Origin of the sequence: Streptomyces sp. W1SF4 (genome assembly GCF_003950035.1) — a bacterium.
GTDB classification, from domain to species: Bacteria; Actinomycetota; Actinomycetes; order Streptomycetales; family Streptomycetaceae; genus Streptomyces; species Streptomyces racemochromogenes.
The window spans coordinates 4,195,080-4,208,468 of record NZ_CP034350.1 but is presented as its reverse complement, the minus strand read 5'-3'; the positions used below and the strand labels follow the sequence as shown (position 1 = coordinate 4,208,468).

Below are 13,389 nucleotides of genomic sequence, written 5' to 3'. Positions count from 1 at the left end.
CGCGTGCGTCCCGCCCGCCGCGGCCCTACAGCCGGCTCAGCGACGCCGCGGCGAAGAGCACGTCACGGATCGCCTCCCGGTCACCGGTCTGGCCGACGGCGGCCTCCTCCGGGGAGATGTGCCCGGCGGCCAGCTGGCAGAACTCCAGCCCGTCCAGGGCGACTTCCGCCACCGTGTGCTCCCGCGACGGTTTCGCGGCCGGGGAGTCCAGGGCGATGTCCCAGCCGCCCCCGCCCGCGCCCTCGATCTCCAGGTGCAGGGTCCGGCCCGGAGCGCCCGCCGCGACCAGGCCGCGGGCCGGCGCCGCCAGTCCCGAGCGGCGCCGGCCCGCCAGGGCTCCGGGCAGCAGCCGCGCAGCGAGGTCGATCATCCGGTGCAGGTGCGGCCCCGAGGGCGGCTCGTACGGGTAGTCCACCGCCTCCGCGATGTCCCAGGCGTGCACCCAGCACTCGAAGGCCCGCTCCAGGAAGGCGTCCCCCAGCGGCAGCGCGAACCCGCCGTAGTCCACGTCCAGTTCGGCCACGCCCCGGCCCGCGAAGGACACCGTACGGACCAGCGTGTGCCCCTGTGCCCGCCAGGGCTCGCGGACCTTGCGGGTGACGGGGTAGGGGGAGGAGTTCCAGAAGTGCTCGGTGCGTCCGGCCGGGCCGCCCGGCGGCGCCTCCGGGCCCAGCGGGTCGTCCAGCCCCAGCGCGGTCGCGATCAGCCCGTCCACCGTGAGCAGGTGCCCGATCACCCCCGCGACCGTGGTGCGGTGCGTACGCCGCCGTTCCTCCTCGAACCACTTCAGCCGCACCGGGGTGTGCCACTCCGAGTCGCCGAAGTCCCGTAGCAGCGCGTCGAGCCGCGCCGTCTCGGTGTCGTACGGGTTCGCCCACACCGGCACGGGGATGCGGGCGGGCCGCTTGCCCAGGCAGTCCTCCAGCACCCGCGAACGCAGCAGCGGCTTGAGGTCGAGGCTCTCCTCCGGGTGCAGCAGGCCCACCGCGTCGCGCAGCCGCAGCGCCTCCTCGGCGCAGGGCGCGCACTCGGTCAGGTGGTCTTCGACGGCCTGGGTCTCCTCCGCGGAGCACGCGGCGAGCGCCCACGCGCCGAGCAGGGACTTCAGCACGGCGTGCGAGGGCGGCGGGGCCGGCAGGGTCTCGGGGGCGTCCAGGTCGTCACCGGCCGCGCGGGGACCCGGTATCCGTGCGCGACCGGCCGCCCGCTGCTCGTACGCGTCGTCGGGGGTGTCTTCGGAGGGTCCGGTCATCGGGGCGTTCCGTATCCGCGTGGGCCGTATCCGGGCGGGGCGGTGTCCTCCCGGGGGAGGACGTTGGCGGTCGACAGCAACTGGAGGCCGAGCCGCAGCCTGCGCCGCGCCTCGTCCTCGCTGATCTGCAGGTCGGCGGCGGCCTGGCGGTAGTCGCGGCGCTTGAAGTACGCCAGCTCCAGGGCGGCCCGCAAGGGCGCGGGCATGGAGGTGACGATGTAGTCCGCGCGGGCGGCCGCGTTGGCGCTGCGCACCTTCTGCTCCAGTTCCTCGCGCGAGCCGCGGCCCAGTTCGGCCTGGCGCAGGCGGGCGACGGCCTGGCCCTGGGTGATCCGGGCGACCCAGGAGCGCATGGAGCCCTGCTTGGGGTCGTAGGCGTCCGGGTTCTCCCAGATGTAGCCGAAGACCTCGCGGGTGATGCGGTCCGCGGCCTTCTCGTCGCCGAGGACCCGGTGGGCCAGGCTGTGGACCAGCGAGGCGAAGCGGTCGTAGAGCTCCCCCAGCGCCGCGGCCTCACCGCGGGCGAGGCGCTGCTGCATGCGACGGTCCCAGCGCGGTGGAACGTCCTTCGCCATCGTGCCTCCAGCCGTGTGTCGACCCGTCAAATGTAGTGGGCAACGGACGGAACGCGCCGGTTTTGCGAGAACCTCCCCCCGCAAGCGGGACCGCCGTGCTAGACCGCGCCCGGGTCAGCGCGTTGGCACAGGTGTACGCGCCCCGGCGCGCTCCCCGTGCGCGGGTTCGATGCGGCCACCTCCTTGACCGCTTCGCTTAACGCGCAGGCCACGAAGGCCGTACGCTCCTGCCTGTCTTGATCTGCACCACGACCGCAGCCCCAACGCACACGTGAAGGCGGAACGCCGAACATGGACAGCGCAGAGTACGAGCGCAAGATCGCCGCCCGATTCGCCACCTTCGACCAGGACGGCTCCGGCTATATCGACCGGGAGGACTTCAGCACGGCGGCGAAGGCCGTGCTGGCCGAATTCGGTACGGCCGCACGCTCGGAGAAGGGCCAGGCCGTCTTCAACGGCGCCGAGGCGTTCTGGCAGGGAATGGCCGGGATCGCCGACGTCAACGGCAACCAGCGCGTCTCCCGCGAGGAGTTCGTCACCGGTGCGGCGAAGCGGCTGCGGGACAACCCGGAGCGGTTCGCGGAGATCGCCCGGCCGTTCCTGCACGCCGTGATCGCCGTCGCGGACGAGGACGGCCCCGGCGCGAGCCCCGCGGCGACGGCCCGCGTGCTGCGCGTCCTCGGCACCGAGCCCGCCCTGGCCGTCCAGGTCGCCTCGGCCCTGGACACGGACGGCGACGGCCGCATCTCGGAGGACGAGATCCTGGCCGCCTTCGCCGGCTACTGCGGCGTCGACCCCGACGCCTGAGGTCCGGCAGCCTCCCGACAGCCGCCCGGGGCCGTCCCCCGGGCACTGTCCGAGCGCGCTGATAGCGTGCCGCCACCAGCCGGAACGATCACGGGAGGCGGCTCGGCATGCAGCACGTACGGGAAGTGGAACGGCACTCGCTGGGCGAGGAGCGGAAGGCCGGGGCCCTCCAGGACATCGTCCTGCGGACCCTGATGCGCCACGGCCGCCTGGAGAGCGACCCGTCCCCCGAGCGGCTGCTGAGCCTGGCCGAGGAGATCCTCGACCACGTCGCCGCCCGCACCACCGAGGGCGGACGCCTCGGCGAGGAGGCCCGCACCGCGCTGCACACCGCCGCGGAGTGCGCCCTGGGCGCCCTCAGCGTCGGCTGCTGGCCGAACGGCGACCAGGAGGTCCCGCTCCCGCTGATCGGCGAGACCCTCAGCAGCGAGGACCTCGACTTCTCCGCCGCCGTCACCGCCGCCCCCACCGCCCGGACCTGGCTCCACGCCTTCGAGACCGCGGTGGTCAGCGGGCTGGTGTGGAACTGGCGGAAGGTCATCGGCCTGCTGCTGCGCAACGACTGCGCCCCCGATCTCCACAAGGGGGTGCCGCACTCGCCCCACACCTCGTACTCCGAGCCCGGCGACCTCGCCGCGATGGACGCCCTGTGCGGCTACCTCACCCCGAGCACCAGCCACCTGCCCAGCGGCTGGCCGACCGTCCCCCTGTGCAAGCCGGACGCCGCCACGCGCGCCGCGGCGGCCGCCGCCCTGGACGCCGCCGGCCCGCTGACCGCCGACCAGCGGCTGCTGCGCGTCCTCCTCGACGACGACCGGGCGGCCTTCGAGGCGGCCCTCGCGGACCGGCTCACCGCCCACCGCGAGAGCGCGCGGGCCGAGGCCGACCCCGCGCCCCGGACCCTGCTGCCACTGGGCCCGCTGACCCTGGCCGCCCTCGCGGTCCAGACCCACCAGTGGGAGCTCGGCGTCCGCTCCGGCTACCTGCCGCCCGAGCTGCTCGGCTTCACCGACGCGATGACCCTGGCCGGCCGGACCCAGGTGAACGGCCTGGGCGGCTGGGCCGCCGCCACGTAGGCGTCGCGGCCCGCCCAAGACCCCCTACGCGAAGACGACGGTCCGGGAGCCGTTCAGCAGGACCCGGTGCTCGCTGTGCCACTTCACGGCCCGCGCCAGCGCCTGGCACTCCACGTCGCGGCCGATGGCGACCAGCTGGTCCGGGGTGACCTCGTGGCCGACCCGCTCGACCTCCTGCTCGATGATCGGGCCCTCGTCGAGGTCGGCCGTCACGTAGTGGGCGGTGGCGCCGATCAGCTTCACACCGCGCGCGTGCGCCTGGTGGTACGGCTTCGCGCCCTTGAAGCTCGGCAGGAAGGAGTGGTGGATGTTGATGATCCGCCCGCTGAGCTCCTTGCACAGGGTGTCCGACAGCACCTGCATGTAGCGGGCGAGCACCACCAGCTCCACGTTCTCCTCGCGCACCAGCTCCAGGAGCCGAGCCTCGGCGTCCGCCTTGGTGTCCTTGGTGACCGGGATGTGCACGAAGGGGATGTCGTACGAGCCGACCAGCTCGGCGAAGTCGGTGTGGTTCGAGACCACCGCCGCGATCTCCACCGGCAGCGCGCCGATCCGGGAGCGGAAGAGCAGGTCGTTCAGGCAGTGCCCGAACTTCGACACCATCAGTACGATCCGCATCCGCTCGTCGGAGCGGTGGATCTGCCAGTCCATCCGGAAGGAGTCGCCGATCGCGGCGAAGCTGGCGCGCAGCTTCTCCACCGTCACGGCGGACTCGGCCTCGAAGTGCACCCGCATGAAGAAGAGCCCGGTCTCCCGGTCTCCGAACTGCTGACTGTCCACGATGTTGCAGCCGGTCATGAAGAGGTAGCTCGACACGGCGTGCACGATGCCCTGCTTGTCGGGGCAGGAGACGGTCAGGACGTACTGGGCCTGGGCCTCGGGCTGGGCCTGGGACTGTGGGTCTGCGCTCATGACGGCACAGCCTTTCACACCACGCGGGTCAGCGTTTTCAGCACGTCGACGGAGGTCGGCCGGTCGTCCGGGTCCTCCCCGTCCGCCGTCGACATCCGTACGTGCGCCTCGCGCGCCGCCCGGACCGCCTCGGGCCAGTCCTGGTGGCCGAGGTACGCGGAGACGTGCGCGTCGGGACCGACCTGGTGCAGGATCCGCAGCACCCGCAGCACCACGTGGTCGACCAGGGCCGCCTCCTGCGCGTCGCGGAAGATCGTGCCCACGTACTTGTCGGCGGACCAGCTGTCGAGCCAGGTGTCCTCGACGAGCCGGTACACGGCGTCGGTGACGTCGCCGTACCCTTCTGCGCCCGCGACCCAGACCTCTTCCTGGAACAGCGGGTCGGAGAGCATGTGCAGCGCCGAGCGCACGTTGCTGCGCCAGCGCCACCACGGCATGTCGTTGAGGGGCATGCCGCCCATGGTGGAGGAGCGGCCGCCGCGGCGGGAAGAGTTCTTCGAACCTTGGGCGAATGTCACGCTTTCGATCGTACGTTCCCGAGTAGTGCGATCTTGAAGCACCTGTGTGCGACCGCGCCCCCGCAATTCACCTCGGCGTCACCGTTTGTTGTGTCCATCTCATCGCCGAGTTACCCGCGGGGCGGAAGGGTCGGTGGACATGACCCATCACCGACGCGCAACTTCCCTGTCCCGCCTGCTGATTGCCGTGGCGACGGGCGCGTGTCTCACCACGGCGTGCGGGGTGGTCCCCGGCGGCACGGGGGGCTCCGGGGACTCCCTCACGGTCATGACCTTCGCACCCATCGGAACAAAAGCGACCAATATGGCAGGAATGCCGGGCATGGCCAAGGCCTACGAACGGTGGGTGAACGCCAACGGGGGCATAAAGGGCCGCAAACTGCGCGTCATCACCTGCAACGAGAAGAACACCGCCACCGGCGCCGCCGACTGCGCCCGCAAGGCCATCACCGAGAAGGCCGTCGCCGTCGTCGGCTCCTACAGCCAGCACGGCCGCGCCTTCATGGCCCCGCTGGAGGCCGAGGGCATCCCGTTCATCGGCGGCTACGGGGTCTCGCCCGAGGAGTTCCAGAGCACCCTGTCGTTCCCGGTCAACGGCGGCCAGCCCGCGCTGCTCGCCGGGGCCGGCCACCAGCTCGGCAAGGCCTGCTCCCAGGTCTCCCTGGTCCGCCCTGACACCCTCGCGGGCGACACCATGCCGGTCCTGCTGAACGCGGGGCTCAAGGCCAACGGCATGCCCGAGGCCGACGACATCCGTGCCGCCGAGGACTCCGCCGACTTCAAGCCGCAGGCCCGCGAGGCCCTGACCGGCACCCCGTCGGCCCCGGCCGCCGCCCCCACGACGACGCCGGCCACGGCCCCGCCCCCCGCTCCCTCCGCATCCGCTGCCGGATCCGCATCCCCGTCCAAGGACCCCAAGGACCCCAAGGACTCCAAGTCCGCGAAGGCCCCGGCCGCCGACACCGGCAAGGACAAGAGCTGCGTGACGGCCGTCCTCGGCGAGCGCACCGAGATCTTCTTCGACGCCTTCCGCCGCGTCGACACCCAGCACAAGACGCAGATCTCCTCCGTCCTCGGCAGCATCAGCCAGGCCCTGGTGGACCGCACCGGCGGCAAGGAGAGCCCCTTCGAGGGCGCCTACGTCACCAGCTGGTACCCGGTCTCCACCGACCCGCTGTGGGCGCCGATGCGCAAGGTGATCGCCGACCAGGCCTTCGGCGACGACACCGTGGACCCCGACGACAGCGGCGCCCAGACCACCTGGATCGCGTACAACGTCCTCAACCAGATCGTCCAGCGCTTCAAGAGCGACGAGGACATCACCGCCCGCAAGCTCACCCGGGCCCTCAACCATTCCCCGGGCGTCCAGACCGGCAACCTCACCCCCGAGCTGAGCTGGCGCTACCAGGACATGCGCGCCGTCGCCGGGTTCCCGCGCCTGGTCAACGGCCGGGTCAGCTTCCAGACCGTCCAGTCTGGCCGCCTGGTCGCCCAGCTCGGCGAGCAGAACCTCGACATGACCCCGACCCTGGAACAGGCCCCCCGCTCGGCCTGACCCGGGCGGGGCGGCCGTCCGTCACAGCTGGGACTTGTCCCGCTTGGTGAGGCCGTACTTGGCGGCGATCGTGTTCCACATGGTCGCCGCCGACTCCTTGGCCCGGGTGGCCTCGGCGCTGGACTTGTTGCCGTCCTGCGCGTCGTCCGTCACCTTGGCCTTGCCGTCCTTGTCGCCCTTGTCGTCCTTGTCGTCCTTGCCGTTGCCGCAGCCGCCCTTGTCGCGGGAGACGTCGTCCGCCCAGTCCGCGTAGCTGTTGTCGGCGTCCGCCGACGCCTTCCACGCCTTCGTCAGGCTCGCCGAGAGACGGGCGTGGTTCGGGAGCAGGTCGATCTTGAGCTCCTGGAGCCGGGTGACCAGCCCCTCGCGCTGCCGGGCGGCCTCGCGCAGGTCCTGGGCGGCCTGCGTCAGGTTCCGGCAGTCCTTGATGTCGTCGACGGCCTTGATCACCGCGGTCCGGCTGTCACTGGCGTCCTCCAGCAGCTTGTCGAGCTGGACGGCCTGCGGGCGCGCCGGGTCCACCGCCCCCTCGCCCGGAGCCGCGCCCGAGTTCGCGGAGCCGCTGGCGGCCGGGGCCACCGCGCCCGGGTCGGTGTTCTGGGCCTTGCCGTCGCTGAGCAGGGCGCCCACCCCGAGCCCGGCCACGACCAGCCCGAACACCGCCGCCGCGATCACGGCCGGCGGGATCCGGCGCGCGGGCGCGGGCGGCGGGGGCGGCGGGGGCGCGTACTGCTGCTGCGGCGGCTGCCCGTGCCGCTGGGGCGGGGCGGGCGGCGGTGTCCGGCGCGGTCCCGGATCCCGGACCGGCGGCAGCTGCTGGGTGTGCCCGGCGGCACCGGCGTCCCCGTCGGCCCGGAACAGCGCGTCGAACCCCTCGGCGGCGGCCGCCGCGGGAGCCGCTCCGGCGGGAACGGGCGGGATGTACTGCGTCGCCGCGTCGTCGGCGGCGGCCGGGACCTGGGCGATGTGCTGCGTGGCCTGCTCGTGCAGCCCGGCGGCCGGCACCGGGGGGATGTACTGGGTCGCCTGCTCGTGCGGCGCCCCCGGACCCGCCTGCACCGGCGGGATGTACTGCGTCGCCTGCTCATGCGGCTGCGCCGGACCCGCCGGCACCGGCGGGATGTACTGCGTCGCCTGCTCGTGGGGCTGCGCCGGACCCGCCTGGACCGGCGGGATGTACTGGGTCGCCTGCTCGTGCGGCGCCCCCGGACCCGCCTGCACCGGGGCGATGTACTGCGTCGCCTGCTCGTGCGGCTGCGCCGGCACCGGCGGGATGTACTGCGTCGCCGCGTCCGGCAGCGGCGGGTAGCCGTAGCCGTGCGGGTCCCCCGGCCCCTCGAAACCCGGGCCGACGACGTGGCCGGCCGGCGGCGGGTACCCGTACGCGGGCTGCCCCGGCTGCGGCGGCGGCTCGTACGCGGACTCGTACGGCCCGGAGTACTGCTGCGCGGCCGGCGCCGCCTGCGGGTCCTGCGCGGCCGGATACCCGTACGCGGGCGGCGTGCCCCACGCCTCGCCGGGCTGCGGCCCCGGCTGCTGCGGGTAGCCGGGAGCCGGCACCGGCTGCGCCTGATGCGGCGTCCCGGGCTGGGGGACGCCCCCTTGTCCGTTCTCCGTCACCGGGACTCCTTCTGCCTTCTGCGACCGGCCCGAACCCACGGAACCGTCGCATCAAGCTACCCGGTGACGCCGTGATCACGTCAGGCCGCCTGGACCTCCAGCCTCGCCCCGAACTCCCGGACGGCCGGTTCCTCCCGGTACGGCTCCAGCCGCGCGCGGAAGTCGTCCAGGTACTCCGCGCCCCGGCGCGAGCGCAGCGAGCCCAGCAGTTCGGCGGCCTTCGTCGCCGTCTGGCAGGCCTGCTCCACCTCCCGCCGCTGCACCTGCGAGGCCGCCAGCAGCAGCAGCCCGATCGCCCGGCGGCGCGCCTTCGTCGCGGGCAGGTGGCGCAGCGCCTCCTCAGCCCGCCGGCCCGCCGCGTCGGCCTGCCCCAGGTCCCGGTGGCAGTGCGCCAGCTCGTCCGCCAGGTAGGCCTGGTCGAAGTGGCGGATCCACACCGGGTCGTCGCCGGACTCCGGCTCCGCCCGCTCCAGCGCCGACACCGCCCGGCCCGACAGCACCGCCGCGGCCCGGGCGTCGCCCAGCAGCGCGTGCCCGCGCGCCTCGGCGGCGTAGAACATGGCCTCCACCCGCGGCGTGACCTGCCCCCGCGTGCCCTCCTGCGCGGCCCGCGCCAGCTGCGCGATCTCCCGCGGGTTGCCCAGCTCGGCGGCGAGGTGGCTCATCGACGCCGCCAGGACGTAGCCCCCGTACGCGCGGTCGCCCGCCGCCTGCGCCATCCGCAGGGCCTGGATGTAGTAGCGCTGGGCCAGACCCGGCTGCCCGGTGTCCACCGCCATGTAGCCGGCCAGCTCGGTGAGCCGGGCCACCGCCGCGAACAGGGCCCGCCCCACCGGCTCCCGGTACGAGCCCGCGATCAGCCCCGAGACCACCGAGTTGAGGTAGTGCACCACCACCGGCCGCACGTGCCCGCTGCCGAAACGGTGGTCGAGGTCGGTCAGCGCCTCGGTGGTCGCCCGTACCGCCTCCACGTCCGGCATCCCCACCCGCGCCCCGGCGTTGCGCGCCACCTGCGGGTCGGCACCGGTGATCAGCCAGTCGCGGCTCGGCTCGACCAGGGCGGAGGCCGCCACGCTCGACCCGGAGAGGAAGTCGCGGCGCCCCACGTCGCTGCGCCACAGCTCGCAGACCTGCTCGATGGCGCCGATGACGGTCGGGGAGAACTGCAGGCCGACCCCGGAGGCGAGGTTCTTCCCGTTGGCCATGCCGATCTCGTCGATGGTGACGGTCCGGCCCAGCTTGCGGCCGAGGGCCTCGGCGATGATGCCGGGGGCCCGGCCGCGCGGCTGCTGGCCGCGCAGCCAGCGGGCGACCGAGGTCTTGTCGTAGCGGAGATCGAGGCCGTGCTCGGCCCCGCACATGTTGACGCGCCGTGCGAGCCCGGCGTTGGAGCACCCGGCTTCCTGGATGAGCGACTGCAGCCGTTCGTTCGGCTGGCGCGCTACGAGAGGCCTGGCTGCCATGAAAACCCCCTGAGGCCGCGGGTGATCGTTGGAATGATCACTTCCCGCCTGAAGTGCCGAGAATCTTCCGCTCTGCGACGTGTCGTTACCCATCGGCCGCGCCCCGGCCTCCCACGCGCCCCCGCACATGCACCCGTGCGCCCCGTATGCAGGATCGATGCAGCGCCCACCGGCTGGTTTACGCCCGTAACCCGCCAGGCCCCCGGGAGTTGTGAGGGGCGTGGAAGAGACCATCACAGTCACGGAGACCGCCCCCATCCCCCAGCAGCGCGGCGACCAGCTGCTGGACCACGCCGTGCGGTACGTGGAAGAACGCCACTGGGACGTCTTCGCCGGGACGTGGCTGGAGCCCGGCGACGGCCGGGAGGTGTGCTCCTGCGGGGTGGCCGACTGCCCGGCGCCCGGCGCCCACCCCTCGGTCAAGGACTGGCAGTCGCTGGCCACGGGCAGCGCGGTGGGCGTGCGCCGGATCTGGGGCAAGCACCCCGGCGCCTCCATCCTGATGCCGACGGGCCGCACCTTCGACGCGCTCGACGTACCGGACTCCGCCGGGTTCCTCGCACTGGCCCGGCTGGAACGCCACGAGCGGACCCTGGGCCCGGTCGCCCTGACCCCCGACCACCGGATGCTGTTCTTCGTCCTGCCGGGCGCCGGCGCGAAGGTACCGGACCTGGTGCGCAAGCTGGGCTGGCTGCCGCACGCCATCGACCTCGTCACGCGCGGCGAGGGCCAGTACGTGGCGGCGCCGCCGACCCGCTACGGCGGCAGGGGCCCGGTCCAGTGGGCCCGCAAGCCCACCCCCGCGAACCGGTGGCTGCCGGACACCGAGGAGCTGATCGACGCGCTCGCGTACGCCTGCGGCAGCGAGGCGGCCGCGGCCCGCAACCGCCGCACCGCGTGAACCCGTTCCACCCCGCCGCCGGCTGACCTCCGCCTGCTGACCTGTGCCTGCTGACATACGTGTCCGCAAGCTCATGACATTCGTAACTTCTGACGCCTCTCCCCTCCTCCTATCGTGAGGAAAGTACGACCACGGGGAACAGAACGAGAGGCAGGCGCATGCCGGACCAGGGTTATGCGGCAGGCGGTACGGACGGCGGGACCGGCGGGGGCACGAGTGGCGGCGCGCGATCCGCGCAGCCCGCGGCCGCCGTACGCGTGGAAGGGCTGTGGAAGCGCTTCGGCGAACAGGTCGCCGTCGCGGGCATCGACCTGGAGCTGCCGGCCGGCCGCTTCGTCGGCCTCGTCGGCCCGAACGGCGCCGGGAAGACGACCACCCTGTCCATGGTGACCGGGCTGCTGCGCCCGGACGCGGGCCGGGTGGTCGTCGCCGGGCACGACGTGTGGGCCGACCCGGTCGAGGTCAAGAGCCGCATCGGCGTCCTGCCCGAGGGGCTGCGCATGTTCGAGCGCCTCTCCGGCCGTGAACTCCTCGGCTACATGGGCCGGTTGCGCGGCCTGCCGGGCGAGGAGACCGACAAGCGGGCCACGCAGCTGCTGGACGTGCTCGACCTCGCCGGCTCCCAGCACAAGCTCGTCGTCGACTACTCGACGGGCATGCGCAAGAAGATCGGCCTCGCCGCGGCACTGCTGCACAACCCCGAAGTCCTCTTCCTGGACGAGCCGTTCGAGGGCGTGGACCCGGTGTCGGCGCAGACCATCCGCGGGGTGCTGGAACGTTACACCGCGTCCGGTGCGACCGTCGTCTTCTCCTCCCACGTGATGGAGCTCGTCGAATCGCTCTGCGACTGGGTGGCCGTCATGGCGGGCGGCCAGATCCGCGCCGCCGGCCCGCTGGCCGACGTACGGGGCTCCGCGCCCTCCCTCCAGGCGGCCTTCCTCGAACTCGTCGGCGCCCGCGGCCACGCCGCCGGCGACTCCCTCGACTGGCTCGGCGGCGCACGATGAGCACCGCCGCCACGGCCTCCGGGCCCTCCGTCACCTCGCTGTTCGTCCGCCTCAAGCTCTCCCTGGTGCGCAACGGCCTCAAGGGTTCCTCGAAGCGCAAGGCCGTGTGGATCGCCAGCCTGGTGATCTCGCTGCTGTTCTCCCTCTTCGTCACCCTGTGCCTGGCCATGCTGCACGGCCACGTCCACGCCGGGACCGTCGTCGTCCTGCTGGCCGCGATCCTCGCGCTCGGCTGGACCGTGATGCCGCTGCTCTTCCCGACCGGCGACGAGACCCTCGACCCGAGCCGGCTGGTGATGCTGCCGCTGCGCCCGCGTCCGCTCGTACGGGCCCTGCTGGCCTCCTCGCTCATCGGCACCGGCCCGCTGTTCACGCTCTGCATCGCCGCCGGCTCGGTGGCCGCGGTGGCGCACGGCGCGGCCGGCATCACCGCCGCCGTCGTGGGCGCCCCGCTCCTGCTGCTGGGCTGCGTGACCCTGGCCCGCGCCGTGGCCACGGCGAACGTCCGGCTGCTGTCCAGCCGCAAGGGACGCGACCTCGCGGTGCTCAGCGGCCTGCTGATCGCGATCGGCGCCCAGGTCGTCAACTTCGCCAGCCAGAGCCTGTTCAAGCAGGGCGGCCTGACCGCCCTGGAGCCGGTCGAGGCCGTCGTGCGCTGGCTTCCGCCGGCGACGGCCGTCGGCATGGTGGACTCCGCGAGCCGGGGCTCGTACGGCGTGGCCGCCGCGCAGCTCGCCCTCACCCTCGCCGCCCTGGCCGGCCTCCTGTGGTTCTGGGAGCGCGGCCTGACCAGCCTGATGGTCACCCCGGACGGCTCCACCCTCGCGGCCGCGAAGCCCGAGAAGGACCGCGGCGGCGCCGGCGGCTTCTGGTCCCTCCTGCCGGGCGGGCGCACCGGCGCGGTCATGCGGCGCACGCTGCGCTACGCCGTCCGCGACCCGAAGACGAAGTCGGCCTGGGTGTCCTCGCTGGCGGTCGGCGCGATCGTCCCCGTCTTCAACGCCCTCCAGGGCACCGGCTCGGTGTACCTGGCCTGCTTCGGCGCGGGGATGCTCGGCATCCAGATGTACAACCAGTTCGGGCAGGACACCTCCGCCTTCTGGATGGTCGCCCAGACCATCGCCTCGCCGCGCGACGCGTTCGGTGAACTCCGCGCCCGTGCCGGCGCGCTGGCGCTGGTCACCGTCCCGTACACGCTCCTCGTCACGGTGGCCACCGCCGCCCTGGTGGGCGACTGGGCCGCCTTCCCGGCCGCCCTGGGCCTGGCTCTGGCCCTGCTGGGCTCGATGCTGTGCACGGGCGCGCTGGCCTCGGCGCACTTCCCGTACTCCATCCCGACGGAGGGCGCGTTCAAGAACGTCGCCCCGGGACAGGCCGGCCTGGCCTGGCTGGGCATCGTGGGCGGCATGGTGTCGTCCGCGCTGATCTGCTCCCCGGTGATCGGCCTGACGGTGTACGTCAGCCTGTCGGACGACCCCGGCACCCTCGGCCTGCTCGCCCTCCCGCTCGGCACCGCCTGGGGCCTCCTGGTCACCTGGGCGGGCCTGCGCCTGGCGGCCCCGACGGTCTTCCGCAAGCTCCCGGAGATCCTGACGGCGGTCAGCAAGGGCTGACCCACCCCTGCACACCCCGAAGGGGGGCGACGGACCACCCCCCGTCGCCCCCCTTCCCCCACTCCGCACCCCTGCCCGGGCCCTCGTCCG

At 73.4% G+C, this 13,389-nt stretch carries 12 protein-coding genes; 6 read left to right on the top strand and 6 right to left on the bottom strand.

The genetic code is table 11. From position 1 onward, the window contains the following. Positions 1 to 25 precede the first annotated feature (25 nt). A complete protein-coding gene (locus D1J60_RS19655) occupies positions 26 to 1,252 on the bottom strand; it encodes a zf-HC2 domain-containing protein (RefSeq protein ID WP_125603040.1) in 1,227 nt (408 codons plus the stop codon). Continuing rightward, entirely contained in the window at positions 1,249 to 1,827 is a 579-nt protein-coding gene (locus D1J60_RS19650; protein ID WP_007265652.1) for a sigma-70 family RNA polymerase sigma factor, read from the bottom strand. The genes D1J60_RS19655 and D1J60_RS19650 overlap by 4 nt, the downstream gene beginning before the upstream one ends. Before the next feature lie 291 nt (positions 1,828 to 2,118). Here D1J60_RS19650 and D1J60_RS19645 point away from each other — a divergent pair, with 291 nt between their 5' ends. Together D1J60_RS19645 and D1J60_RS19640 are read left to right on the top strand one after the other, a co-directional pair. Continuing rightward, positions 2,119 to 2,634 (top strand): EF-hand domain-containing protein, encoded by a 516-nt coding sequence (locus D1J60_RS19645; RefSeq protein ID WP_125603039.1) that lies wholly within the window; start codon positions 2,119 to 2,121, stop codon positions 2,632 to 2,634. 107 nt (positions 2,635 to 2,741) lie between these two features. Then, positions 2,742 to 3,710, top strand: coding sequence for an immunity 49 family protein (locus tag D1J60_RS19640; RefSeq protein ID WP_125821966.1), 969 nt, complete (start codon positions 2,742 to 2,744; stop codon positions 3,708 to 3,710). A 24-nt stretch (positions 3,711 to 3,734) separates the two neighbouring features. Here the strand turns inward: D1J60_RS19640 and purU are convergent, their stop codons facing one another. Next, entirely contained in the window at positions 3,735 to 4,622 is an 888-nt protein-coding gene (purU, locus tag D1J60_RS19635) for a formyltetrahydrofolate deformylase (RefSeq protein ID WP_125603037.1), read from the bottom strand. 14 nt (positions 4,623 to 4,636) lie between these two features. Further along, positions 4,637 to 5,083 (bottom strand): hypothetical protein, encoded by a 447-nt coding sequence (locus tag D1J60_RS19630; RefSeq protein ID WP_125603043.1) that lies wholly within the window; start codon positions 5,081 to 5,083, stop codon positions 4,637 to 4,639. Positions 5,084 to 5,279: 196 nt separating this feature from the next. Between D1J60_RS19630 and D1J60_RS19625 the strand changes: the two genes are divergently transcribed. Then, positions 5,280 to 6,695, top strand: a complete 1,416-nt coding sequence (locus D1J60_RS19625; protein WP_125821965.1) for an ABC transporter substrate-binding protein — start codon at positions 5,280 to 5,282, stop codon at positions 6,693 to 6,695. Between the two features lie 21 nt (positions 6,696 to 6,716). Here D1J60_RS19625 and D1J60_RS19620 read toward each other — a convergent pair whose 3' ends face one another. Beyond that, positions 6,717 to 8,315, bottom strand: a complete 1,599-nt coding sequence (locus D1J60_RS19620) for a hypothetical protein (RefSeq protein ID WP_241253327.1) — start codon at positions 8,313 to 8,315, stop codon at positions 6,717 to 6,719. 80 nt (positions 8,316 to 8,395) lie between these two features. Continuing rightward, positions 8,396 to 9,778, bottom strand: a complete 1,383-nt coding sequence (locus tag D1J60_RS19615) for a transcriptional regulator (protein WP_125603130.1) — start codon at positions 9,776 to 9,778, stop codon at positions 8,396 to 8,398. A 220-nt stretch (positions 9,779 to 9,998) separates the two neighbouring features. Between D1J60_RS19615 and D1J60_RS19610 the strand changes: the two genes are divergently transcribed. From D1J60_RS19610 to D1J60_RS19600, 3 genes are all read left to right on the top strand, one after another. After that, positions 9,999 to 10,679 carry a bifunctional DNA primase/polymerase gene (locus tag D1J60_RS19610; RefSeq protein ID WP_125603129.1) on the top strand — a complete coding sequence of 227 codons (681 nt, stop codon included), beginning with the start codon at positions 9,999 to 10,001 and terminating at the stop codon, positions 10,677 to 10,679. A gap of 158 nt (positions 10,680 to 10,837) precedes the next feature. Next, positions 10,838 to 11,686 (top strand): ABC transporter ATP-binding protein, encoded by an 849-nt coding sequence (locus D1J60_RS19605; protein ID WP_125821964.1) that lies wholly within the window; start codon positions 10,838 to 10,840, stop codon positions 11,684 to 11,686. Beyond that, positions 11,683 to 13,299 (top strand): transporter, encoded by a 1,617-nt coding sequence (locus tag D1J60_RS19600; protein WP_125821963.1) that lies wholly within the window; start codon positions 11,683 to 11,685, stop codon positions 13,297 to 13,299. Before D1J60_RS19605 ends, D1J60_RS19600 begins: the two co-directional genes overlap by 4 nt. Positions 13,300 to 13,389 lie beyond the last annotated feature (90 nt).

What these genes read in the sequence shown, in the direction of transcription:
- D1J60_RS19645 (WP_125603039.1), top strand. Translation starts at nt 2,119, where the DNA reads ATGGACAGCGCAGAGTACGAGCGCAAGATCGCCGCCCGATTCGCCACC.
- D1J60_RS19630 (WP_125603043.1), bottom strand. Translation starts at nt 5,083, where the DNA reads ATGGGCGGCATGCCCCTCAACGACATGCCGTGGTGGCGCTGGCGCAGC.
- D1J60_RS19615 (WP_125603130.1), bottom strand. Translation starts at nt 9,778, where the DNA reads ATGGCAGCCAGGCCTCTCGTAGCGCGCCAGCCGAACGAACGGCTGCAG.
- D1J60_RS19640 (WP_125821966.1), top strand. Translation starts at nt 2,742, where the DNA reads ATGCAGCACGTACGGGAAGTGGAACGGCACTCGCTGGGCGAGGAGCGG.
- D1J60_RS19650 (WP_007265652.1), bottom strand. Translation starts at nt 1,827, where the DNA reads ATGGCGAAGGACGTTCCACCGCGCTGGGACCGTCGCATGCAGCAGCGC.
- D1J60_RS19625 (WP_125821965.1), top strand. Translation starts at nt 5,280, where the DNA reads ATGACCCATCACCGACGCGCAACTTCCCTGTCCCGCCTGCTGATTGCC.
- D1J60_RS19655 (WP_125603040.1), bottom strand. Translation starts at nt 1,252, where the DNA reads ATGACCGGACCCTCCGAAGACACCCCCGACGACGCGTACGAGCAGCGG.
- D1J60_RS19605 (WP_125821964.1), top strand. Translation starts at nt 10,838, where the DNA reads ATGCCGGACCAGGGTTATGCGGCAGGCGGTACGGACGGCGGGACCGGC.
- D1J60_RS19600 (WP_125821963.1), top strand. Translation starts at nt 11,683, where the DNA reads ATGAGCACCGCCGCCACGGCCTCCGGGCCCTCCGTCACCTCGCTGTTC.
- purU (WP_125603037.1), bottom strand. Translation starts at nt 4,622, where the DNA reads ATGAGCGCAGACCCACAGTCCCAGGCCCAGCCCGAGGCCCAGGCCCAG.